The organism is Hominisplanchenecus faecis (assembly GCF_020687205.1).
Taxonomy (GTDB): domain Bacteria; phylum Bacillota; class Clostridia; order Lachnospirales; family Lachnospiraceae; genus Hominisplanchenecus; species Hominisplanchenecus faecis.
In genome coordinates this window covers 89,171-111,396 of the sequence record NZ_JAJEQE010000004.1, presented here as the reverse complement: position 1 = coordinate 111,396, position 22,226 = coordinate 89,171, and the positions used below count along the sequence as shown (strand labels likewise).

Annotated in this window: 20 protein-coding genes; 14 read left to right on the top strand and 6 right to left on the bottom strand. The window is 45.7% G+C overall.

From position 1 onward, the window contains the following. The first annotated feature begins 14 nt into the window (after window positions 1–14). Entirely contained in the window at window positions 15–515 is a 501-nt protein-coding gene (locus LKD42_RS02505) for a heme-degrading domain-containing protein (RefSeq protein ID WP_022118942.1), read from the top strand. On the opposite strand, the gene LKD42_RS02500 is transcribed toward LKD42_RS02505, so the two are convergent. Then, entirely contained in the window at window positions 460–1,380 is a 921-nt protein-coding gene (locus LKD42_RS02500; RefSeq protein ID WP_022118941.1) for an RluA family pseudouridine synthase, read from the bottom strand. The genes LKD42_RS02505 and LKD42_RS02500 overlap by 56 nt on opposite strands. A 103-nt stretch (window positions 1,381–1,483) precedes the next feature. Between LKD42_RS02500 and LKD42_RS02495 the strand changes: the two genes are divergently transcribed. Continuing rightward, the gene (locus LKD42_RS02495) at window positions 1,484–2,854 is read left to right on the top strand and encodes a sodium-dependent transporter (RefSeq protein ID WP_248834721.1); all 1,371 of its coding nucleotides are present in this window, start codon (window positions 1,484–1,486) and stop codon (window positions 2,852–2,854) included. 129 nt (window positions 2,855–2,983) lie between these two features. Here the strand turns inward: LKD42_RS02495 and LKD42_RS02490 are convergent, their stop codons facing one another. The 4 genes from LKD42_RS02490 to LKD42_RS02475 are packed head-to-tail and all read right to left on the bottom strand — an operon-like array spanning window position 2,984 to window position 7,265. Beyond that, a complete protein-coding gene (locus LKD42_RS02490; RefSeq protein ID WP_248834720.1) occupies window positions 2,984–3,490 on the bottom strand; it encodes a flavin reductase family protein in 507 nt (168 codons plus the stop codon). Window positions 3,491–3,506: 16 nt separating this feature from the next. Further along, window positions 3,507–5,390 (bottom strand): extracellular solute-binding protein, encoded by a 1,884-nt coding sequence (locus LKD42_RS02485; protein WP_248834719.1) that lies wholly within the window; start codon window positions 5,388–5,390, stop codon window positions 3,507–3,509. After that, entirely contained in the window at window positions 5,387–6,202 is an 816-nt protein-coding gene (locus tag LKD42_RS02480; protein ID WP_147631576.1) for an ABC transporter permease, read from the bottom strand. The genes LKD42_RS02485 and LKD42_RS02480 overlap by 4 nt, the downstream gene beginning before the upstream one ends. Then, window positions 6,192–7,265, bottom strand: a complete 1,074-nt coding sequence (locus LKD42_RS02475; RefSeq protein ID WP_248834718.1) for an ABC transporter ATP-binding protein — start codon at window positions 7,263–7,265, stop codon at window positions 6,192–6,194. Before LKD42_RS02475 ends, LKD42_RS02480 begins: the two co-directional genes overlap by 11 nt. A 278-nt stretch (window positions 7,266–7,543) precedes the next feature. On the opposite strand from LKD42_RS02475, the gene LKD42_RS02470 reads away from it, so the two are divergent. Beyond that, a complete protein-coding gene (locus LKD42_RS02470; RefSeq protein ID WP_248834717.1) occupies window positions 7,544–8,605 on the top strand; it encodes a lactonase family protein in 1,062 nt (353 codons plus the stop codon). Window positions 8,606–8,773: 168 nt separating this feature from the next. On the opposite strand, the gene aroC is transcribed toward LKD42_RS02470, so the two are convergent. Next, on the bottom strand, window positions 8,774–9,877 hold the full coding sequence (aroC, locus tag LKD42_RS02465) for a chorismate synthase (protein ID WP_248834716.1): 1,104 nt from the start codon (window positions 9,875–9,877) through the stop codon (window positions 8,774–8,776). A 222-nt stretch (window positions 9,878–10,099) separates the two neighbouring features. On the opposite strand from aroC, the gene LKD42_RS02460 reads away from it, so the two are divergent. The 11 genes from LKD42_RS02460 (at window position 10,100) to glpK (ending at window position 22,214) form a co-directional block, all read left to right on the top strand. Further along, entirely contained in the window at window positions 10,100–10,285 is a 186-nt protein-coding gene (locus tag LKD42_RS02460; protein ID WP_248834715.1) for a hypothetical protein, read from the top strand. Further along, window positions 10,243–10,482: a LysM peptidoglycan-binding domain-containing protein gene (locus LKD42_RS02455; protein WP_248834714.1), complete on the top strand. Its 240-nt coding sequence runs from the start codon at window positions 10,243–10,245 to the stop codon at window positions 10,480–10,482. Before LKD42_RS02460 ends, LKD42_RS02455 begins: the two co-directional genes overlap by 43 nt. A gap of 177 nt (window positions 10,483–10,659) precedes the next feature. Next, window positions 10,660–11,493, top strand: coding sequence for a DUF1751 domain-containing protein (locus LKD42_RS02450; protein WP_248834713.1), 834 nt, complete (start codon window positions 10,660–10,662; stop codon window positions 11,491–11,493). A gap of 38 nt (window positions 11,494–11,531) precedes the next feature. Further along, window positions 11,532–12,968 (top strand): pyruvate kinase, encoded by a 1,437-nt coding sequence (gene pyk, locus LKD42_RS02445; RefSeq protein ID WP_248834712.1) that lies wholly within the window; start codon window positions 11,532–11,534, stop codon window positions 12,966–12,968. A gap of 3 nt (window positions 12,969–12,971) precedes the next feature. Further along, on the top strand, window positions 12,972–14,987 hold the full coding sequence (locus LKD42_RS02440; protein WP_248834711.1) for an LTA synthase family protein: 2,016 nt from the start codon (window positions 12,972–12,974) through the stop codon (window positions 14,985–14,987). A 168-nt stretch (window positions 14,988–15,155) separates the two neighbouring features. Next, a complete protein-coding gene (locus LKD42_RS02435; RefSeq protein WP_248834710.1) occupies window positions 15,156–16,427 on the top strand; it encodes a diaminopimelate decarboxylase in 1,272 nt (423 codons plus the stop codon). A 390-nt stretch (window positions 16,428–16,817) separates the two neighbouring features. Then, window positions 16,818–18,053 (top strand): CapA family protein, encoded by a 1,236-nt coding sequence (locus tag LKD42_RS02430; protein WP_248834709.1) that lies wholly within the window; start codon window positions 16,818–16,820, stop codon window positions 18,051–18,053. Window positions 18,054–18,212: 159 nt separating this feature from the next. Beyond that, window positions 18,213–19,223, top strand: a complete 1,011-nt coding sequence (gene spoVAD, locus LKD42_RS02425; RefSeq protein ID WP_022119649.1) for a stage V sporulation protein AD — start codon at window positions 18,213–18,215, stop codon at window positions 19,221–19,223. A 24-nt stretch (window positions 19,224–19,247) separates the two neighbouring features. Beyond that, window positions 19,248–19,604, top strand: coding sequence for a stage V sporulation protein AE (spoVAE, locus tag LKD42_RS02420; protein ID WP_022119648.1), 357 nt, complete (start codon window positions 19,248–19,250; stop codon window positions 19,602–19,604). A gap of 21 nt (window positions 19,605–19,625) precedes the next feature. Then, on the top strand, window positions 19,626–20,558 hold the full coding sequence (locus LKD42_RS02415) for an RluA family pseudouridine synthase (protein WP_248834708.1): 933 nt from the start codon (window positions 19,626–19,628) through the stop codon (window positions 20,556–20,558). A gap of 141 nt (window positions 20,559–20,699) precedes the next feature. Next, entirely contained in the window at window positions 20,700–22,214 is a 1,515-nt protein-coding gene (gene glpK, locus LKD42_RS02410) for a glycerol kinase GlpK (RefSeq protein WP_147631559.1), read from the top strand. The last annotated feature ends 12 nt before the right edge of the window (window positions 22,215–22,226 follow it).

The window sequence follows — 22,226 nt, the reverse complement described above, 5'->3', positions numbered from 1 at the left end:
AGGAGTGATAGCATATGACGATTGATGAATTATTGGGGCTGCTTGATATGCAGGAAGAGATTTTGCAGTTTTCTCACTTTACAAATGCAGATGCATGGGAGGTGGGCAACTGTATCGTGGCGGAAGCAATCAAAAGAAAACTTCCGGTGGCAGTCAGTATCCGTCTGAATAACGGGCTGACGGTATTTCAGTATGCATCTGACAGTGTGAACCTTCAGAGCGAACGGTGGCTTCAGCGAAAAATGAATACCGTGCGTACCTTAGAGAGAAGTTCCCTTTATACGAGTGTGCTTCTGCGTAAAAGTGAAGAGACGCTCGCAGACTGGTATCTTGATGAGAAAGATTACGCAGCCTGCGGAGGAGGATTTCCGATCCGCATCGAAGAAGTAGGTGTGATCGGAGCCATTCTGGTCGAAGGGCAGGATCATTTTTCTGATCACGATCTGATCGTAAAGAGCATCAGCCGTTATCTGCATATTGATGAAGTTCCACGCATCCGCACGCAAATGTTTTAAAATCATCCGGAATCGGGGCAGTAAAATCCATGGGCTTTCCACTGATCGGGTGGCAGAAAGTCAGCCGACAAGAGTGGAGAGCCTGTCTTTTTATAAGCCGGTAATCCGGATTGTAAAGATAGTCTCCGGGAAGCGGGTGGCCGATGTGGTTCATATGAACCCGGATCTGATGCGTACGTCCCGTTTCCAGCTGTAAAAGCACAAGAGAATAAAAACCGTCAAATTTAAGCAGACGATAATGCGTTATTGCCCGTTCACCATGGACAAAATCAACCTGCCGCAGGATGGCAGAATCACAGGCTCTTGCGATCGGTGCATCGATCGTACCACATTTTGGAATCTCTCCTGTAGCAATGGCAAGATACTGCCGGTGGATCTTACGTTCTGCACTCATTCTGGAGAGCAGGGCACCGCTTAAACGGTTTTTGGCCAGGATCAGAAGTCCGGTGGTATCACGGTCCAGTCGGTTGATGCAGCGATAAACAAAATTTTCTCCTTTTTGCCCAAAATACCAGGCAGCAGCGTTGGCGAGTGTATTCTCATAATTATGGATCGATGGATGGATCGGCATATCCGATGGTTTATTGATGATCATCAGATCTTCATCTTCATAGACAACCGGAAAAGGAAGGTTTACAGGAACGATATGTTCCGACGGTGTTTCTTCCGGTATCACAATGGTCAGTCGGTCATCCGGCTGAAGGACATAGTTCATATAAACGCCTAAACCGTTTACAAGAACCGTGTCGTCGGTATGCTTCAGACAGGTCAGAATGTGGCGGGAATAGCCGTGATTTCTCAGGTAATCCGTTATTTTTGTGCCGGATTCTTCGGCAGATATGGAGTAAACAAATGTACGTGTCATAGAAAATCCTTTCAGAGTTACTTTTTGTAAAACTAAAGAAGAGTATAGGGCACAAATTTTTGCTTGTCAAAGAAAAGATGAAAAAGAAAGGAAAAAGTAAGAAATGGAACGAGAGAAGTTTGGTTCAAGACTTGGTTTTATCTTGATCTCGGCAGGATGTGCCATCGGTCTTGGAAATGTATGGAGGTTTCCGTACATTGTTGGAAAGTACGGAGGAGCGGCGTTTGTACTGATCTACCTGGCGTTTCTTCTGATCCTCGGTCTGCCGGTCATGGTAGCTGAGTTTGCGGTCGGACGTGCGAGTCAGAAAAGTGCAGCCTGTTCGTTTGATGTTCTGGAGCCGAAAGGAACGAAATGGCACTTGTATAAATATGGTGCGATCGCCGGAAATTATTTGCTGATGATGTTCTACACAACGATCGCCGGATGGATGATCCTGTATTTTGTGAAGATGGCAACGGGACAGTTTGATGGCTTAAATTCCGATCAGGTAGGGGAGGCCTTCAGTCATATGCTCGAACAGCCGGTCCTGATGACGGTATTTATGGCGATCGCTGTTTTGCTTTGCTTCGGCATTTGTGCAAAAGGTCTTCAGAAAGGTGTGGAGCGTATCACAAAAGTGATGATGGTATGTCTGCTCTCCCTGATGGTCGTTCTGGCAGTTCGTTCGGTCCTGCTTCCGGGCGGACAGGAAGGACTGAAGTTCTATCTGTATCCAGATTTCGGAAAAGTAAAAGAAGCCGGGATCGGTGAAGTGGTCTATGCTGCGATGGGACAGGCATTCTTTACGCTCAGTATCGGAATCGGGGCACTGGCTATCTTTGGAAGCTACATTGGAAAAGAGCGTGCCCTGACAGGCGAGGCAGTCAGCATCTGTGTGCTGGATACCTTTGTGGCACTGATGTCAGGACTGATCATTTTTCCGTCCTGTTTTGCCTACAATGTGCAGCCGGACAGCGGCCCGAGCCTGATCTTTATCACACTGCCGAATGTATTTAACGCCATGGCAGGAGGAAGATTGTGGGGTACGTTATTCTTTCTGTTTATGACATTTGCATCCTTATCTACGGTTATCGCCGTTTTTGAAAATATCATTTCTTTTACTATGGATCTGAAAGGATGGGATCGCAAAAAGGCGGTTTTGATCAATCTGGTCGGCGTACTGGTTCTTTCTATGCCATGCGTGCTTGGCTATAATGTATGGAGCGGCATCACACCACTTGGAGCTGGAAGCACGATCCTGGATCTGGAGGACTTTATTGTCAGCAACAATCTGCTGCCACTTGGAAGTCTTGTCTACCTGCTGTTCTGTACGACGAAGCTTGGATGGGGATATGAGAATTTCCTCAAAGAGACGAATACCGGAAAAGGTATGAAATTCCCAAGACAGATCGCGTTTTATGTGAAATACATTTTGCCGCTGATCGTCCTGTTTATCTTTGTGATGGGATATTATACAAAATTCTTTGCATAAAAAGATACCTGGTTAAACGGTCTTTTGAACTGGCATCATGGTGTCACATATTATAGAAAAAAGTGACAGATTCACAATCGAAATCTGTCACTTTTTCTATGAGCAATTATGCAAGATTGTACAAATGTTTTATTCACGGACCAGTATTTTTTCAATCTCCAGAATGTACATGGTATGATAATCTTTCTGAGGATACCATTTTTCGTCAAGAGATGAATCGATAAAGCATTCTGGTCTGTATTCCTGTGCATAGAGTTTTTTGCCTGTGATCACGGTATTTGCTTCGGCAAAATACGGAACATCGTCCGTGTGAGCTACGGTAAGACCGCTTTTGGCAATCTTGTTCTCGTCTCTTCCGGATACGGAGCCAAGATAGCTGAGTGTCTTGCGGTACTCTTCATCAAGTACAGAGAGAGAAAGCTTATCGGAAGCGTCGATAAATTCTTTTGTATAACGTTGCGGACGGATCACGATAAAGGCCACGTTTCTGCCCCACATCACACCGACACCGCCCCAGGAAGCAGTCATGGTGTTTGCTTTTCCGTCTTTTTCAGCTGTTACGAGCAGCCATTCTTTTCCAATCATCTGAAATGGATTTTTCTGAAGTTCTTCTGGTTTGATCTCTTTAAAACTCATAGTATATACCTCCGGGTTATTTCGATTTTACTTTATTCCAAAGTTCATTATACACCTCATCGTTCTTTGTGCCAAGATACTGAAACGTTTCCAGATTTGGTACAGTGGAAAGATCCGGGAAAGCGATCTTGCTGTTGCGGATGCTTTCAGCCTCGATCAGTTCGCGTGCCGCAGTGTTTGGCGTTGAGTAGGTAATGTATTCAAAATTCATCAGGGCGATATCCGGGCGGCAGAGGAAGTTGATAAATTGCTCAGCATTTTCCTTGTGCTCGGCATTTTTCGGGATCACCCAGGAATCGATCCAGAGATTGCTTCCCTCTTTCGGGATCACGTACTCCAGATTCGGGTTTTCCTGCTGGGTGTAGATGGCTTCACCGGAATAAATGACACCGATCGCTGCTTCATTTCCGATCATTTTGTCACGGACCTGATCGATGACATATGCCTGTACCAGCGGTTTCTGGCGGGTCAGCAGGTCTTTAGCTTCGTTCAGTTCATCCAGATCCGTGGAATTTAAGGAGTAGCCGAGGTATTTGAGTGGCACGCCAAATGCGTCACGGACGGAATCCTGCATCAAGATGTTGTCTTTGTATTTCTCATCCCACAGAACACTCCAGCTGTCGATCGGCTCATCTACCATGGTCTTATTATAGAGGATACCAACGGTACCCCAGCAGTACGGAACCGAGTATTTGTTTTCCGGATCAAACTCTTTTGAACGTTCCAGATAGTCTTTGCCGATATTTTTGATATTCGGAATATTGTCAAAATTGATTTCGGCGAGCAGGTCATTCTCCCTCATTCTCTGGATCATATAGTCTGAAGGACATACCAGATCATAGGCAATGGCACCGGAACTGATCTTCGGATACATGATCTCGTTTGTCTCAAATTCTTCATATACAACATCAATGCCGGTTTCTTCTTCAAACAGGGTGATGACATCCGGATCCATGTATTCGCCCCAGTTGTAGACGATCAGTTTTTCTTTTGTCAGCATCTGACCCTTGGAAGCATAGTAAATACCGCCTCCGACAAATACCAAGCAGATCGCGACAGGGATCACACGTTTGATCAGAATCCTGCCGGCTCTGGAACGGCGGCGGACGTGTTTTCTGGCTGCCGCTGTCTCTGCGTCCTTTTTCGGTGATACGTTGACCAGGATCAGAAGTACCAGAACCGTAACAAACAGCAGGGTAGAAAGTGCGTACATTTCCGGTTTGATGCCCTTACGCACTTCTGAATAGATTTTGGTAGAAAGGGTATCCACACCTGGACCTTTTGTAAAATGTGTGATCACAAAATCATCCAGTGACATGGTAAACGCCAGCATAAAACCGGAGAGCACACCCGGCAGAATGTCAGGAAACGTCACTTTAAAAAAGGCATAAAGAGGAGAAGCCCCAAGATCCAGTGCCGCCTCATAAGTACGTCGGCTCGTCTGTCGCAGTTTCGGTGCCACACTCAGTATGACATAAGGTATATTGAACGTGATATGGGCGATCAGGATTGTTCCGAATCCAAGCGTAACGTGAAAGGCAATAAATAAAAGCATCAGAGAAACACCCATCACGATCTCTGCATTCATCATCGGGATGTTGGTCAGCCCGGAATATAAAGTACGCCATTTCTGTTTCATGCCATGGATCGCGATCGCTGCGGCTGTTCCGATCACGGTTGCGATCACGGCTGCGAGCAGGGAGATGATCAAAGTGGTGTAAAGTGCATTCATGATCTGTTCATTCTGAAAAAGGCTGCTGTACCATTTCAGAGTAAATCCACCCCATTTTGCCCTGGTCTTTGAATTATTGAAAGACAGCACGATCAGAGTGAGGATCGGTGCGTAGAGCAGGATGAAGATCAGGAAAAGATATATTTTTTCGAGATATTTCTTTATCAAAACGAAGAGCCCTCCCCTTCTTTGTCATATTTTGCTACCAGTGCCATGCTGGCAATGATAAATACCATCAGGACCATGGAAAGTCCGCTTCCGACGTGCCAGTTGCTGTTTTGCTTGAAAGACTGTTCGATGACATTGCCGATCAGCAGGATCTTGCCTCCGCCGAGAAGATCGGAAATAACGAAAGTTGTCAGAGCCGGTACAAATACCATCGTAATGCCGCTGATGATGCCGGGGATGCTCAGTGGCAGTATGATTTTTAAAAAGGTATAAGAAGAGCTTGCTCCAAGGTCTCTTGCTGCATTGATGACATCACGGTCGATCTTGATCAGTACATTGTAGATCGGCAGCACCATAAAAGGCAGAAAATTGTAAACCATGCCAAGAATGATCGCCCCCGGAGTGTTGATGATCTCCAGTGCCGGGAGATGCACAAAAGAAAGGATGCTGTTGATCACACCGTTTTTTTCCAGAAGCGTCTGCCATGCCATGGTGCGGAGCAGGAAATTCATCCACATCGGAAGAATGAAAATCAGCACGATAAAACTGGACTGATTGACATTCTTGCTGCTTAAGATCATGGCAAGCGGATAGGCAAGCAGCAGACAGATCGCTGTACTCACGAAAGAGAGGAGCAGTGACATGCCAAGTGCCTTTAAATTTTCCTGTGTGGTGATCTGGGCAAGGTTTGCAAAAGTGATACTGCCTTCATCATTTGTCATGGCATAGTAGAAGACCACCAGCAGAGGGATCACGACAAAAGAAATCGACCAGAACAGGTACGGCCCTGCAAGATAACGTTTATTCTTCAATGTTGACGGCCTCCTCATCTTCAGATTCCGGTTTTTTCATGATCTGGATATCAAAAGGATCTACATGGATGGAAACCTGTGTGCCGATCGGGAACATCTTGGTGCTGTGCACCAGCCAGTCGTATTCATTTGCACGGACTTCCATTTCATAATGAACGCCTTTGAAGATCAGATGCGTGACAACACCGTCAATGCTTCCTTCACCCGGTTTGCGAAGGCAGATATCTTCCGGACGGATCACGACATCGACCGGTTTGTTCTGTCCGAATCCTTCGTCCACGCAGGCAAACGGAACGCCGAGTATTTTTACCAGACGGTCTTTTAACATCAGGCTCGGAATGATGTTGCTCTCACCGATAAAGTCAGCGACAAAAGCATTTTCCGGTTCATTGTAAATACGCTCCGGCGTGCCAATCTGCTGAATATAGCCCTGATTCATAACCACGATCGTGTCAGACATGGTAAGTGCCTCTTCCTGATCGTGTGTTACATAAATAAAAGTAATGCCAAGTTCGTTTTTGAGGCGGATCAGTTCATACTGCATATCCTGACGCAGTTTCAGATCCAGGGCACCGAGCGGTTCATCCAGAAGAAGTACTTTCGGTTCATTTACAATCGCACGGGCAATCGCAATACGCTGTTGCTGGCCGCCGCTTAAAGAATCCGGCATACGGTTTTCATATCCGTCCAGATTGACAAGCTTTAAGGCATACTTGATCTTATCATAAATATACTGTTTGCTTTTTTTCTTGATCTTCAGGCCAAACGCAATATTTTCGGCAATAGTCATGTGGGTAAACAGTGCATATTTCTGAAAAACGGTATTCAGCTGCCTTTTATTAGGCGGAAGATTCGTAATATCTTCACCGTCAAAGATTACCTGACCGCAGTCGGGAGTTTCAAATCCGCCCAGAATACGAAGCGTCGTTGTTTTGCCGCAGCCGCTCGGACCAAGCAGGGTCAGAAATTCATTTTCACGGATATAAAGGTTCAGATCATCCAGAACGGTCTGTGTACCGTAGGATTTTGAAATGTTGATAAAATCAATCAGCTTGTTGCTCATGCTTTATACCTCCAGTCTGAGTTTGTTTTTTAGTGGAGCACCTCCTAATCTTACAACAAAAAAAGGCCGTCTGCAGTGCTTTCCGCGAACATCGGGCATCTTGCCGGATATAGCGCAGAGTGCTTATGCAGTGACCTCTTTGCTTCCAAAAATATCATACACGTATCGATAAAAAATTGCAATATCTTTTTTGTGCAAAATGTTTTAATTTGTCTTAACAAATCAAAAAAAATATGGTAAAATAAAAATAAGACTGACAAGTTAAAGGAGGATTACAGATGAGTAAGGATAAGTATGTTGCATATGTCGGAACTTATACACACGGAAGCAGTATTGGTATCCATGTATACGACCTGGACGTAGAAAATGGTTACATGACAGAACGCGAAGTCGTTCCGGTAAATAACGCATCTCATGTGGCAAAATCCAACAATGGAAAATATCTGTATTCGATTGCAGATGAAGGTGTTGAAGTCCTGAAGATCAAAGAGGACGGCGGACTGGAACCAATCAACAAAGTCGGTATTGACGGTATGAGAGGATGTTTCCTTTCAACAGACAAAGAAGGAAAATTCCTTTTTGTTTGCGGCTACCACGACGGCAAGATCACAGTGGTGCGTATCAAAGAAGACGGAAGTCTTGGAGAAGTGCTCGACGGCATTTTCCATCAGGGACTCGGCAGCGTTGCAGAGCGAAATTTCCGCCCGCGTGTCACCTGTGCGATGATCACACCGGACGATAAATATCTGTGCGTGGTAGACAATGGTATTGACCAGATCAAAGTCTATACGGTAAATCAGACGAACGGTAAACTGAAACTCTATGATATCATCCGCTGCGAACTGGAGTCCGGACCGCGTCTGATCCGTTTCAGCAGAGACGGACGTTTCGCTTATGTGAACTGCGAGCTGACCAACGAAGTGCTGGTCTATGCATACGATGCGAGCGGAGAGGGCGGCAAATTTGAACAGATTCAGAAAGTGGACATCTCCGACAGCAAAGACCACTATGGATGTGCTTCTTCCGGACTGCGTATCGCACCGAGCGGCAAATATCTCTACTGCACTACAGCAGGTTCTGAGACAGCCGGCGTGTTTAAAATTGATCCAGAGACAGGTATGCTTTCCAAGATCTGTATCCTTCCGATCAGCGGAAAATATCCAAAAGATGTCGCTGTATTCCCGGATGAAAAGACCATGGTCGTGCTGAACCATGAGTCCAATGAGATTCGCTTCTTCACGGTGGATTACGAAAAGGGTCTGCTTTATATGAAAGGAAGACCGATCAAGATCGATACGCCGAACTGTATCCTGATCTCCAAAGCCGGACAGCCGGATTAAGGACGGACACCGGATCAAAGGGATTCAGAAAAACAGAAAGAATATAAAAATACCGACTTTCTCTGAAATAAGATTGAAAAATCAAAAAACAGAAAGTCGGTATTTTTTATGTAATGCCTTTCGAATCATATAGAAAGGATTCATGATCTTATATGCTTTTTCAGCATTTTATTTACGGAAAAACCGCTCCAGATTTGTCATGTTGGAAGTAATGCTGCACATCAGCATATCGACCAGCGTGATCGCAGCCATGGATTCAACGACGACAACGGCACGCGGTACGATGACCGGATCGTGGCGGCCTTTTACAGAAATCTGTCTGCTGCCTCCGTCTTTCGTGATGGTGGACTGTTCTCTTGAGATCGAAGGCGTCGGTTTGACGGATACACGCAAAAGGATGTCACTTCCGTCGCTGATGCCGCCCAGGATACCGCCGGAGTGGTTGGTAAGTTTGATAATCTTTCCATCAGGATTCCTTGTATACTGGTCATTGTTTATATGACCGAGTGCATGGGCAACTGCTGTGCCGTCACCGATTTCGAAAGCCTTTACGGCACCGATCGATAAAATCGCTTTGCCCAGGTTGGCACTTAATTTTTCAAATACCGGTTCACCGATACCGGCCGGCATATTCTGGATCACGCACTCAATGCTTCCGCCGCTGGAATCTTCATTTTTCATACATTCTTCAAGAAATTCCCCTGCTTTTTTTGCTGCGTCGGCATCCGGCATATAAAAAGGATTTTCCATGATCACACTGCGGTCAAAGCAGGCCGGATCTGCGGTGATGTCACCGATCGATTTTGTGTAAGTTAAAATCTTGATGCCGAGCTGATCAAGAATCTTGCAGGCGATTGCACCGGCTGCAACGCGTCCGATCGTCTCACGGCCGGAAGAACGTCCTCCGCCACGGTAATCACGGAAACCATATTTCAGATCAAAGGTCAGATCGGCATGTCCCGGGCGGTAGTAGGAAGCGATCTCACTGTAGTCTTTGGAACGCTGATTCTGATTGCGTACCAGCATGGAAATTGGCGTTCCGGTTGTCTTTCCTTCAAAAACACCGGAGAGGATCTCAACCGCATCATCCTCTTTTCGCGGAGTCGTGTAACGACTCTGTCCCGGTTTTCTGCGGTTTAAAAATTTTTGGATATCCTCCTCGCAAAGCGAAAGACCGGCAGGGCATCCGTCCACAACGACACCGACGCCGGCACCGTGAGATTCGCCCCATGTAGTTATTTTAAATAAAGTTCCAAATGTAGAACCTGCCATAAAATTACCTCCTAAGTAAAATAAGATGATGTGGGTGTCAAAAGTCCCCAACTATGATGTCTACGGATTGTTCCGTGCGTTGCACTCCCACAATCCTTTCTACGCTCCATTTCGGTCGGTACTAAACATGTGCCACTGGCACATAGCAGCCCGGTATTCGCATATCGTGGGATTATCATCCCACTTTTAAATATCCCGTATCATCATTTTGAGGTTATTATAATGAAAGATTTCAGAAAATTCAATAGAAAGTTGGAAATAGTGGAAAGTCTTGGAGGCTATCGTTTGCCGAATATCTGTGAACAGCAGCAGGCTGTGATTCATATAATAGAGCAAGCAGAAAGCAATCGTGGAGCTGACAGAGAATGGACAATGCAAAAACATGTCGTTTTGGATTTATTCATGTGATCGAGCAGGGAGATACTTTATATAAACTTGGAAAGAGATATGGTGTAACCGTTTCGGCCCTTCTGTTTGCCAATCCCTGGGTAAACGTATACAATCTGCAGATCGGGGATGAACTGTGCATCCCTGATTTTGGATGCAGAAGATGCAGGGGAATAAAAGAGAATGCTTCAGATAATAAAATACCGGATAAAACATGAAGTATCCCATAATCTAAAGTGTTTGTAAACTTTGTGAAAAATCGAGTGCGTTGATTGACAAAAGATACAATAAAATTTATAATAGACCTGGCATTGGCAAGTAGACGGGACAGAGCATTTTTGTCCCGTAAAAGCTTGCAGAACACACGATGCGGAAAGGAAGATAAAGGAAATTATATGAACTTTTTAAACAAAATGGAACGTAAATTCGGACGGTATGCCATATACAATCTGTCCACGTACATCATCGGAGCTTATATCATCGGTTATTTTCTGTATTTCCTGGCACCGGGTGTACTGTATAACTATTTAAGTCTTGAGCCATATTATATCTTAAAAGGGCAGATCTGGCGACTTGTCACTTGGGTTTTGATTCCGCCGGAATCACCTGGTATTTTTACGATCATCATGCTGATGCTTTATTATTCTCTTGGCAATTCACTGGAGCAGACCTGGGGAGCGTTCCGGTATAATGCTTATATTTTTTCAGGGATCATTTCAACAATCATCGGAGCATTCATTTTATATGCCGTGATGGGAGGAAATATTGTCTTCGGGCAGGCACTGTTTTCCACATATTATATCAACATGTCCATTTTTCTGGCGTTTGCAGTCTGCTATCCGAATATGGAGCTGCTGTTGTATTTTATCATACCGATCAAGGTCAAATGGTTTGGGATTCTTTACGGAGCTTTCATTGTCCTTTCCTTCCTTCAGACAAACTGGGCTGGAAGAGTGGCGATCATTGCATCCATGTTCAATTTCATCCTGTTTTTCCTGATGACGAGAAATTACAACAAGGTTTCACCAAAAGAAATCCGTCGGAAGCAAAATTTCAAAAGGCAGACCAGTCAGACAGGCAGATCCGGTATTACCAAGCACAAGTGTGCGATCTGCGGCAGAACCGAGCTGGACGGTGATGATCTCGAATTCCGTTTCTGTTCCAAATGCGACGGAAATTATGAATATTGCCAGGATCATCTGTTTACGCACAAACATATCAAAAAATAAAAATGTGGTCAGGCCGCAAAGCGGCAGCAGGAGGAATAATGAAGAAAACAAAGATTATCTGTACAATGGGACCAAGAACGATGGACAAGATCATTCTCAAAGAACTGATCGCAGGCGGAATGAACGTGGCACGTTTCAATTTTTCTCATGGAAGCTACGAAGAACATGCTGAGCGTATCGCACTGGTGCGTCAGGTTTCCGAACAGCTTGGCATTCCGGTTGCACTGATGCTGGATACGAAAGGACCGGAGATCCGTACCGGGCTTCTCAAAGACGGCAAGAAAGTATCTCTGGAGCAGGGAAAGGAATTTACACTGTATACAGAAGAGCGAGAAGGCGATGAAACAGGATGTTCCATCACCTATCAGCAGCTTGTCTACGATGTGAGAAAGGGTGACACGATCCTGATCGATGACGGTCTGATCGGTCTGGAAGTACAGCGTGTTTCTGCCGACAAGATTGAGTGTATTATCAAAAACGGCGGTGAGCTGGGTGAGCGAAAAGGCGTCAATGTTCCAAATGTAAAAATACATCTTCCGGGTGTGACACAGAAAGACAGAGAAGATATTCTGTTTGGTATTGAACAGGGTGTGGATTATATCGCAGCTTCCTTTGTACGAAACAGTGACTGCATCATGGATATCCGCGAGATCCTGGAAGATAATCACGGCAGAGATATCGGCATTATTGCCAAGATCGAAAATGCAGAAGGTGTGGAAAATATTGATGAGATCCTGGATGCGGCAGACGGCATCATGGTTGCACGAGGGGATCTCGGCGTGGAGATCCCGGCAGACCAGGTTCCGCATATCCAGAAGAAGATCATCAACAAATGCAACCGCAAATGTAAACCGGTTGTCACTGCAACACAGATGCTGGATTCGATGATCCGCAATCCGCGTCCGACCAGAGCAGAGGCCGGTGATGTGGCAAATGCGATCTACGACGGCAGTGATGCGATCATGCTTTCCGGAGAGACTGCAATGGGCAAATATCCAGTAGAGGCAGTCCGCATGATGGCAAAGATCGCAGAGACGACAGAAGCTCATCTGGATTACTCCAATCTTCAGAAATTAAATAAAAAACAGCGTAAAAAAGATATTTCCATGGCAGTTGGATTTGCAAGTGTGTCCACAGCTGAGATCCTTAAAGCATCCTGTCTGGTTGTTCCGACCATGACCGGCTACACGGCAAGGATGATCTCCAGCCTGCGTCCGAAGACACCAATCTATGCGATCTCTCCAAGTGAGCAGGCAGTCCGCAGGATGCAGCTTTACTGGGGTGTCTATGCGATGCCGGGTGAAACAGAAGACAGCACAAGGCATATGATCACCAACTCCATGAAGATCATTTTACGCCGCAAACTGATTAAGAAAGGAGAACTGGCTGTATTTACAGCGGGCGATCCGGCAACCAACATGGTGTCTGGCCGTGGACGTTCCACAAATGTAATGCAGGTGGTTGAGGCAAAATAGGCGATGACAAAGTCGAAGACGAGAAGAGGAGTTGCACTTGGTGCAGCTCTTCTTATGATTATTTTAGAAATACTGGCAGTAAAAGGCGATGGATTTCAGGTGGCAAAAGCAGGACTGGCACTGCTCCTTGCAATCCTGGCGGGCGGTTTTATCGCCTGGGATTTTAAAATACCAAAGAAATTAAGCCCGATCGTGTTTCTGGCACTTCCGGCGGCAGCCTTGTGCTGCATGGAGTTTTTTACCCATGTGCCATGGGATCTGACACCGTTAATCTTTTTTTTGAACTATCTGTTTTATCTGGTGTTATATCTGATCATAACAGCAGTATCCGGCAATATGAGATGGGGAGCTATGCTTACACCGGTTTTTCCGGCTCTGGCAGGGACAGTCAACTATTTTGTGGTCAGTTTTCGTTCTTCTCCAATCGTGCCCTGGGATCTGTATTCGCTTCGCACGGCAGCAAGCGTGGCAGATAATTATACGCTGGATGTTTCCTGGCGGCTGTATTTTGTACTTATGGGATTTCTGTGGCTCGCGATCCTCGGAGAAAAGATGCACTTTTCCTTTGGAAATGTGAAAAAACGCCTGCTCTCCGTTGCAGTATCTTTGGTACTGATGTTTGCTTTTGTCAGCTATGTGCAGACAGAAAACTGTGAGAAAATTTTTGGACTGGATGATATTCTGTTTACGCCAAATGTCCTTTACCGAAACAATGGTTTTATGGTAGCGTATCTTGCCAACTTGCAGTATCTGCATATTGAAAAGCCGCAGGGATATTCCACAGATGCGGCACAGAAGATTGCAGAGGAAACATCCGTTTCATCCGGAGGCGAAGAGAACCATACCGACAAAACGGATATGGAAGATCAGCCAAATATTCTTGTGATCATGAATGAGGCATTTTCAGATCTTTCTGTCTATGGAGACTTTAACACAACGGAAGATTACATGCCGTTCTGGCGGTCCCTGAAAAAGAATACCGTCCGCGGCAATCTCTATGTTTCGGTAAAGGGCGGAAATACGGCAAATACCGAGTTTGAGTTTCTGACCGGAAATATGATGGCATTTCTGCCGACCGGAAGTGTTCCGTATCAGCAGTTTTTAAACGGAGCCATGCCGTCCCTTGCATCACAGCTTGGAAAACTGGGCTATCAGACAGCAGCTCTTCATCCTTATTATTCAACCGGATGGAACCGGGACAAAGTTTATCCGTATCTTGGCTTTGACAGCGAGTATTTCCGGGATACCGGAGACTTTCCGGATGCAACGTTGCTGCGTGGCTGGGTGGATGATGAGTCTGCTTTTGACAAGCTGATCGAGCTTTATGAAGAAAAAGAGGAAGGCAGTCCACTGTTTGCATTTGAAGTAACGATGCAGAACCACGGAGGCTACAGCAAAGAATATGAAGATCTGACAAATGAGATCCAGTTCAGCGATGCCGGCGAAGATCTGCGTTCGGTTCATCAGGTTCAGATCGAGGCAACTGAGAAATATCTGACCCTGATCAAAAAAACCGATGAGGCTTTTGAAAATCTGATCGACTATTTCCAGGATGAGGATGAAAAGACCATCATTCTGATGTTTGGTGATCATCAGCCTGCAGAATATATCACCAACTCTGTTCTGCGTGTTTTAGGAGAAGACACAGCCACGCGAAACGATACAACGGACAAACTGAAAACCAGCTACGAAGTGCCGTTTGTCATGTGGGCGAATTACGACATCGAGGAAAAAGAAGTCGATGCGATCAGTACCAATTATTTGAGTGGTCTGCTGATGGATACTGCCGGACTTGAAAAGACCGGTTATCAGAGCTGGCTGGAAAAACTGCAGCAGCAGTATCCGGTTGTGACAGCGAACTTCTATCAGGGAACAGATGGCACATTTCAGCAGTGGAGCAATGAAAAACAGAGCGGTATTTTGAATGATTATGCAATTTTGCAGTATAATAATCTTGTTGATAAAAAACATCGGATAAAAAATTTCTTTGCAGATATCAGTGAAAAGGCTCTGGAATAATTCAAAAGTGCATGCATGCAGGTATTGACAAACAAAGGCTTCCGTATTATATTTTTTACATATTGTTGTCTGACAGAGCAGCGTGCTAAAGTTGCAGATATAAAAAGGAATCTGTCGGCAGCATATTCTGCAGGTGTTCATGCAAGTGAACAGGAAAGGAACGTACCGATGAATAAAAAACCATTTGTGACTTACGATAAACTTCAGGAAATTGTAAAAGAATTTCCGACACCGTTCCATCTTTACGATGAAAAAGGCATCCGTGAAAATGCGAAAGCTTTAAAAGAAGCCTTTGCATGGAACAAGGGATATAAGGAATATTTTGCAGTCAAGGCAACGCCAAACCCGTTTCTGATCCAGATTTTAAGAGAATACGGCTGTGGCTGCGACTGTTCTTCCATGACAGAGCTGATGCTCTCCAAAGCGATCGGTGCAACCGGAGATGACATTATGTTTTCTTCCAACGATACACCGGAACAGGAGTTTGCTTATGCAGCATCTTTGAACGGTATCATCAACCTGGATGATATCACACACATTGAAAAAGTGGAGAAAGCTGTTGGAAAGTTGCCGAAAAAGATGAGCTGCCGCTACAATCCGGGAGGAATCTTTAAGATCAGCAATGACATCATGGATAACCCTGGCGATTCCAAATACGGTATGACAACAGAACAGATCTTCGAAGCATTCCGTATCATGAAAGCAAAAGGTGTGGAAGAGTTTGGGATCCATGCATTTTTGGCAAGCAATACGGTCACAAATGATTATTATCCGCTGCTGGCTCAGAAACTGTTCGAACTGGCAGTACGCCTGAAAGAAGAAGTTGGTGTACACATCGGATTTATCAATCTTTCCGGTGGTGTCGGTATCCCTTATCGCCCGGATCAGGAGCCAAATGACATCCGCGTGATCGGAAAAGGCGTGGAGAAAGTATACAATGAGATTCTGGTTCCGGCAGGCATGGGTGATGTAGCGATCTACACAGAACTTGGCCGTTTTATGATGGGACCTTATGGCTGTCTGGTAACAAAGGCGATCAACGAAAAGCACACCTACAAAGAATACATTGGTGTGGATGCGTGTGCGGTAAATCTGATGCGTCCGGCGATGTACGGTGCTTATCATCATATCACGGTTATGGGCAAAGAAAATCAGCCATGCGACCATATGTACGATGTAACCGGTTCTCTGTGTGAGAATAACGATAAGTTTGCAATCGACCGTATGCTGCCGAAGGTAGATATGGGAGATCTTCTGGTTATCCATGATACCGGTGCACATGGATTTTCCATGGGATATAATTACAACGGCAAATTGAAATCTGCAGAAGTTCTGCTCACAGAAGACGGAGAGGCAAAACTGATCCGCCGTGCAGAGACACCGAAAGATTATTTTGCAACCTTCGACTGCTTTGACTTTTACAAAAAAGTACTGGAGTAATCGATAATTTTACCATGGAGAGAATAAAATGGCAAAATGGATCAAGGTACTGACCGGATGCGTGGTCGCTGTTCTGGTATTCTTTTTGAATGGGATTGAAGCAGGAGAACATCTTCCGGAAAACAGAAAATAGAAAAATCAACCAGACGCTTTAGACGCAGAGCCAAAGTCACAGATGTGACAGGGAGCTGCATCTGAAGCGTTTTCTGTTTGCTAAATCAGATGTGAGAGGACTTTCGCTTTTAAAGACGGCGAGCAACAAGCTTGTATCCGTGTCGGGATTCGCTCTGGTATTCTTTAAGATTTATGTTATAATAAAGCAAAAGTGCATGCCAGGTTTCAATGGAAGAATCATTTAGAAAAATACAAAAGAAACAAAGGGAGAGGGAAATGAAGAGATTTTGGAACAAACTTACAGGAGAAGAACGCCTGTGTCGGGCAGAACAGAAGCTGACGATCCTCATCCTGGACTGTCAGGATGAGGAAAGAAGAGTAAAACTGATCCGCAGAAAAAAAGAAGTACATTTAAAGCGGCTGAAGATCCGGAGACGAAATTATATTTTTGCACTGATTCTGGCCTGTATGATGCTCATACTTGCAGTGTATGGGGTAGTTCGTGTGATCGGGAAAACGATCAAAAACGTACCATCTGGTCAAAAACAGACCGAGCAGCCTGCAGAAAGTGAAACACAGACCGAGACGGAAGATACAACAAGGATCAATCTGACGCTTAACTTTACCGGAGACTGTATTCTGGGAACAGATGAGCAGTTTGCCTGGGATACCGGTTTCAATGCTTACTATGAGGCAAACGGTCCGGAATATTTCTTGAAGAATGTGCGGGATATTTTTGAAAAAGATGACCTGACGATCATAAATATGGAAGGTACGCTTACGGAAGAAACCACACGTGCAGACAAACAGTTTGCCTTCAAAGGCGATCCGGAATTTGTGAAGATTCTTACTTCCTCATCGGTGGAAGCAGCAAATATGGCAAATAACCACAGCCATGACTATGGAGAGCAGAGCTTTCAGGATACGGTAAATACCCTGGAAGAAAATGGAATCAAAACCTTTGGCTACGATGATACGTCGGTGATCGAGGTCAAAGGCGTCAAAATCGGATTTTTCGGTATCTATGAGCTGGATGATCATCTGGAACGCATACCACAGGTAAAAAGTGATATTGCAAAACTCAAAGAAGACGGAGCGGAAATTATTGTGGCAGTTTTTCACTGGAGCAATGAGCTTGTCACTGTCCCGGATGAAAATCAGGTAACGCTTGCACATCTGGCAATCGATGAGGGGGCTGATGTGGTCGTCGGACATCATCCGCATATTATCCAGGGGATTGGCGGTTATAAAGGAAAGACGATCGCTTACAGTCTTGGTAACTTCTGCTTTGGCGGAAATACCAATCCGACAGAGATGGATACGATCATCTTTCAGCAGAAATTTACCGTAAACGGAAAACATGAGATCGTAGATGCGTCTTACGAAGTCATTCCTTGCAGTGTTTCTTCGGCAGAGGGTTACAACAATTATCAGCCGACACCGCTTACCGGGGAGGCAGCAGATCAAGTTTTGCAGAAATTAGAAGAGCGAAGCCAGAGCATTTCAGAATAAGCACTTTGCGAAAAATAGATGTCAGGTTTCAAGGTGTGTCAGATCAAAGGAAAAACCAGAAAACCATGGTATACTTTTTCATATAAAAGCCATACTAAAACCAGATTCCAATCAAAAACAAAGGGCGTGAAAAAACGTCAAAAAGGCAGGAATAAGATTATGAATAGTATGACCGGAGAGCAGAGTATCTGTTTTGAGAAGCCGCCCTATCTTTTTGCGAGTGCCTCTGTGGCAGGCAAAAAAGAAGGAGAAGGGCCGCTTGGAGAAAAAATCGACCTGATCTGTGAGGATCCCATGCTTGGGGAAGAAAACTGGGAAAAGGCGGAGAGCATGCTTCAGATAAAAGCAATCCAGTTGGCACTGGAAAAAGCAGGGAAGATGCCGCAACAGATTCGCTATATTTTTGCAGGAGATTTGTTAGGGCAGCTCATTGCCACATCTTTTGGTGTAGAAGAGCTGGAAATTCCGCTGTTTGGACTGTATGGAGCCTGTTCTACCTGTGGAGAGACCCTGTCACTGGCGGCAATGACGGTAAGTGCAGGGTATGCCGATCAGGTACTTGCCGTGACTTCCAGCCACTTTGGAAGTGCGGAAAAGCAGTTTCGATTTCCACTCGGATACGGGAATCAAAGACCTCTTTCTGCGACCTGGACCGTCACCGGAAGCGGAGCTTTTCTGCTCTCAGCACAGAAAAGCCATGCAAAAATCACCGGAATCACGACCGGGAAAGTAGTGGACTACGGTGTGAGGGATTCTCTGAATATGGGAGCCTGCATGGCACCGGCAGCGGCAGATACGATCTGTCAGAATCTGATGGATTTTAACCGACAGCCACAGGATTATGACCGCATCATTACAGGAGATCTGGGCTATGTCGGTCAGACGATCCTGCTGGAGCTACTAAAAGAGAAAGGGTTTGATATCAAAAAGCAGCATATGGACTGCGGAATCGAAATTTATGACCGTAAGTTACAGGATACACATTCTGGCGGAAGCGGCTGTGGATGTTCCGCAGTGACGCTTTCCGCCATGATCCTTCCGAAAATAGAAAAAGGAGACTGGAAGCGGATTCTTTTTGTTCCGACCGGAGCACTGCTCTCTACGGTCAGCTTTAACGAAGGGCAGACCGTGCCCGGGATCGCTCATGCGGTCGTGATCGAACATTGTTAGCGGACAGAAAGGAGCGTATCAAACATGAGTTATGTGACAGCATTCTGGGTGGGCGGACTGATCTGTGCCCTGTGTCAGATCCTTCTTGAAAAAACAAAACTGATGCCGGGACGTGTGATGGTGATCCTGGTCTGCAGCGGAGCACTGCTTGGAGCCTTTAACATCTATCAGCCGTTTGTGGAATTTGCCGGTGCCGGTGCATCGGTGCCGCTTCTCGGTTTCGGAAACGTACTCTGGAAAGGTGTTAAAGAAGCAGTCGATGAAAATGGATTTTTAGGGATTTTTATGGGAGGATTTAAGGCAAGTGCCGTCGGGATCAGTGCAGCTCTGATCTTTTCCTATCTTGCCAGCCTGATCTTCCAGCCAAAGATGAAAGAGTAGCAGAAAGCGGACAGACGAAAGATGAATAAAAAAAACTACCTTATTGAAAAAGCAGAAAAAGGATTGACGATACAGCAATATTTAAAACAGATTGCCGGATTTTCAAATGCACAGATCAGAAGCATGAAATTTACAGAAAATGGCATCTGTTTGGGCGGGCAGCGGGCAAGAGTGACGACCAGACTGTCAGAAGGCGATGTGCTGGAAGTTTTGCTGGAAACAAAAAACAGCAGCTCCGCACATCTGCTGTCCTTTGAACAAATGCCGGACATTCTCTATGAAGATGCGGATGTGATCGCAGTGAATAAACCAGCCGGTATGGCAGTACATCCGTCGCATGGTCATTATCAGGATACGCTGGCCAATCAGCTTGCCTATTATTTTCGGAAGAACACTCAGCAGGTGGAAATTCACAGCATAGGCAGGCTGGATCTGGAGACAAGCGGCATCGTGCTGTTTGCCAAACACCGTGCGGCAGCGGCAAGACTCTCCAGACAAAGAGAAGACGGCAGGTTGCAGAAAACATATCTGGCGATCTGCAGCGGCATATTTGCAGAAAAGAACGGAACATTAAACGGTGCGATCGCACCTTTGCCCGGAAGCCTGATGAAAATGTGTGTTTCAAAAGATGGCAAACCGGCAGTCACACATTATCAGGTGCAGAAACAGTATATGGAAGCGGCACTGGTGCAGCTTACCCTGGAAACCGGACGAACACACCAGATTCGCGTACATATGGCAGATGCAGGGCATCCGCTGATTGGAGATCGGCTGTATTTTGCGGATACAGATCAAAAAGCAGATGTGGATGCAGAGAATTGCTTTACCGGCATCAAACGGGCAGCACTTCATGCATCCAGGATCTGTTTTTATCAGCCATTTGAGGGAAAGCGGATCACCGTTGAAGCACCGTTTCCGGAAGATATGAAAAAATGTCTGTTCCGGGATGAATGAATCCCTGTTTTTTACTGGATTTTTGGTAGATCCAAATGTATAATAAAAGGCAAATAAAAAATCGGTCTTAGCGAGAGGCGGATTTCCGGACTTAGTATAGAAGTGGGAGTCTTCTCCGACTAAGATAAAATGGGGGTAAAAATGCAGAACTATATTATGGCACTGGATCAGGGAACCACGAGTTCCCGGTGTATTTTATTTGACAGGCAGGGAAACATCTGCAGTATGGCACAGATGGAATTTAAGCAGATTTTCCCAAAACCTGGATGGGTCGAACATGATCCGATGGAAATATGGTCTTCTCAGATTGCGGTAGCAGCCAAGGCGATGGGCAAGATCGGTGTAACGGAAAAGAACATTGCGGCAATCGGCATTACCAATCAAAGAGAGACAACGATCGTCTGGGAGAAGGCAACCGGAAAGCCGGTATACAATGCGATCGTCTGGCAGTGCCGCAGGACTGCAGAAAAAGTGGAGGAACTGGTAAAAGACGGATTTGGTGAAAAAATCCACAAAAAAACAGGACTGATCCCAGATGCTTACTTTTCGGCGACCAAACTTGCCTGGATCCTTGATCATATCGAACAAGGCAGAGAACGTGCAAAAAATGGCGAACTGCTGTTTGGAACTGTAGATACATGGCTGATCTGGAAACTGACAGGCGGACAGGCACATGTCACCGATTACACCAATGCATCCAGAACAATGCTCTTTGATATACATAAACGAAAATGGGACGAAGAAATCCTGCAAAAACTGGATATTCCATGCGAAATGCTGCCGGAAGTAAAACCATCGAGTGGTGTCTACGGTTATACAAAAGACTGTCTGATCGGTGACGGTATTGCGATAGCCGGAGCAGCCGGGGATCAGCAGGCTGCATTGTTCGGGCAGTGCTGTTTTCGCTCCGGTGACGTAAAAAACACCTATGGCACCGGTTGTTTCCTGCTGATGAATACCGGAGACTGGCCGGTCATCTCAAAAAACGGACTGCTGACTACGATTGCAGCAGGAGTTGACGATCAGATACAGTACGCACTGGAAGGCAGCGTTTTTGTGGCAGGAGCAGCCATTCAGTGGCTTCGCGATGATCTGCGTATGATCGATCATGCGGCAGAATCCGAAGAATACTGCAAAAAAGTGAAGGACTCGAACGGTATCTATGTCGTCCCGGCATTTACCGGACTTGCTGCACCGTACTGGGATCCATATGCCAGAGGAACGATCGTCGGCATCACACGCGGCACGAAAAAAGAACATCTGATCCGGGCAACGGTAGAGTCACTCGCCTATCAGGTCACGGATGTGATCGAAGCGATGGAAAAAGAAGCAGGTCTGTCACTTGCATCCCTGAAAGTGGACGGCGGAGCCTGTGCTAATGATTTCCTGATGCAGTTTCAGGCCGATCTTCTGAATGCAAAAGTAGAACGCCCGAAATGCATCGAGACGACAGCCCTTGGAGCTGCCTATCTTGCCGGCATCGGAGTCGGCTACTGGAAAAACAGTGAAGAAATCCGAAAAAACTGGGCACTGGAGCATACCTTTTTGCCAAAGCAGGAAGAAAACTGGCGAAAAGAAGTCCGAAAAGGATGGAAAAAAGCCGTTTCCTGTGCCGGAGGCTGGGCAAGAGATCAGCACCCGTCAAAGGATCTCTGATCTGATCGTGAT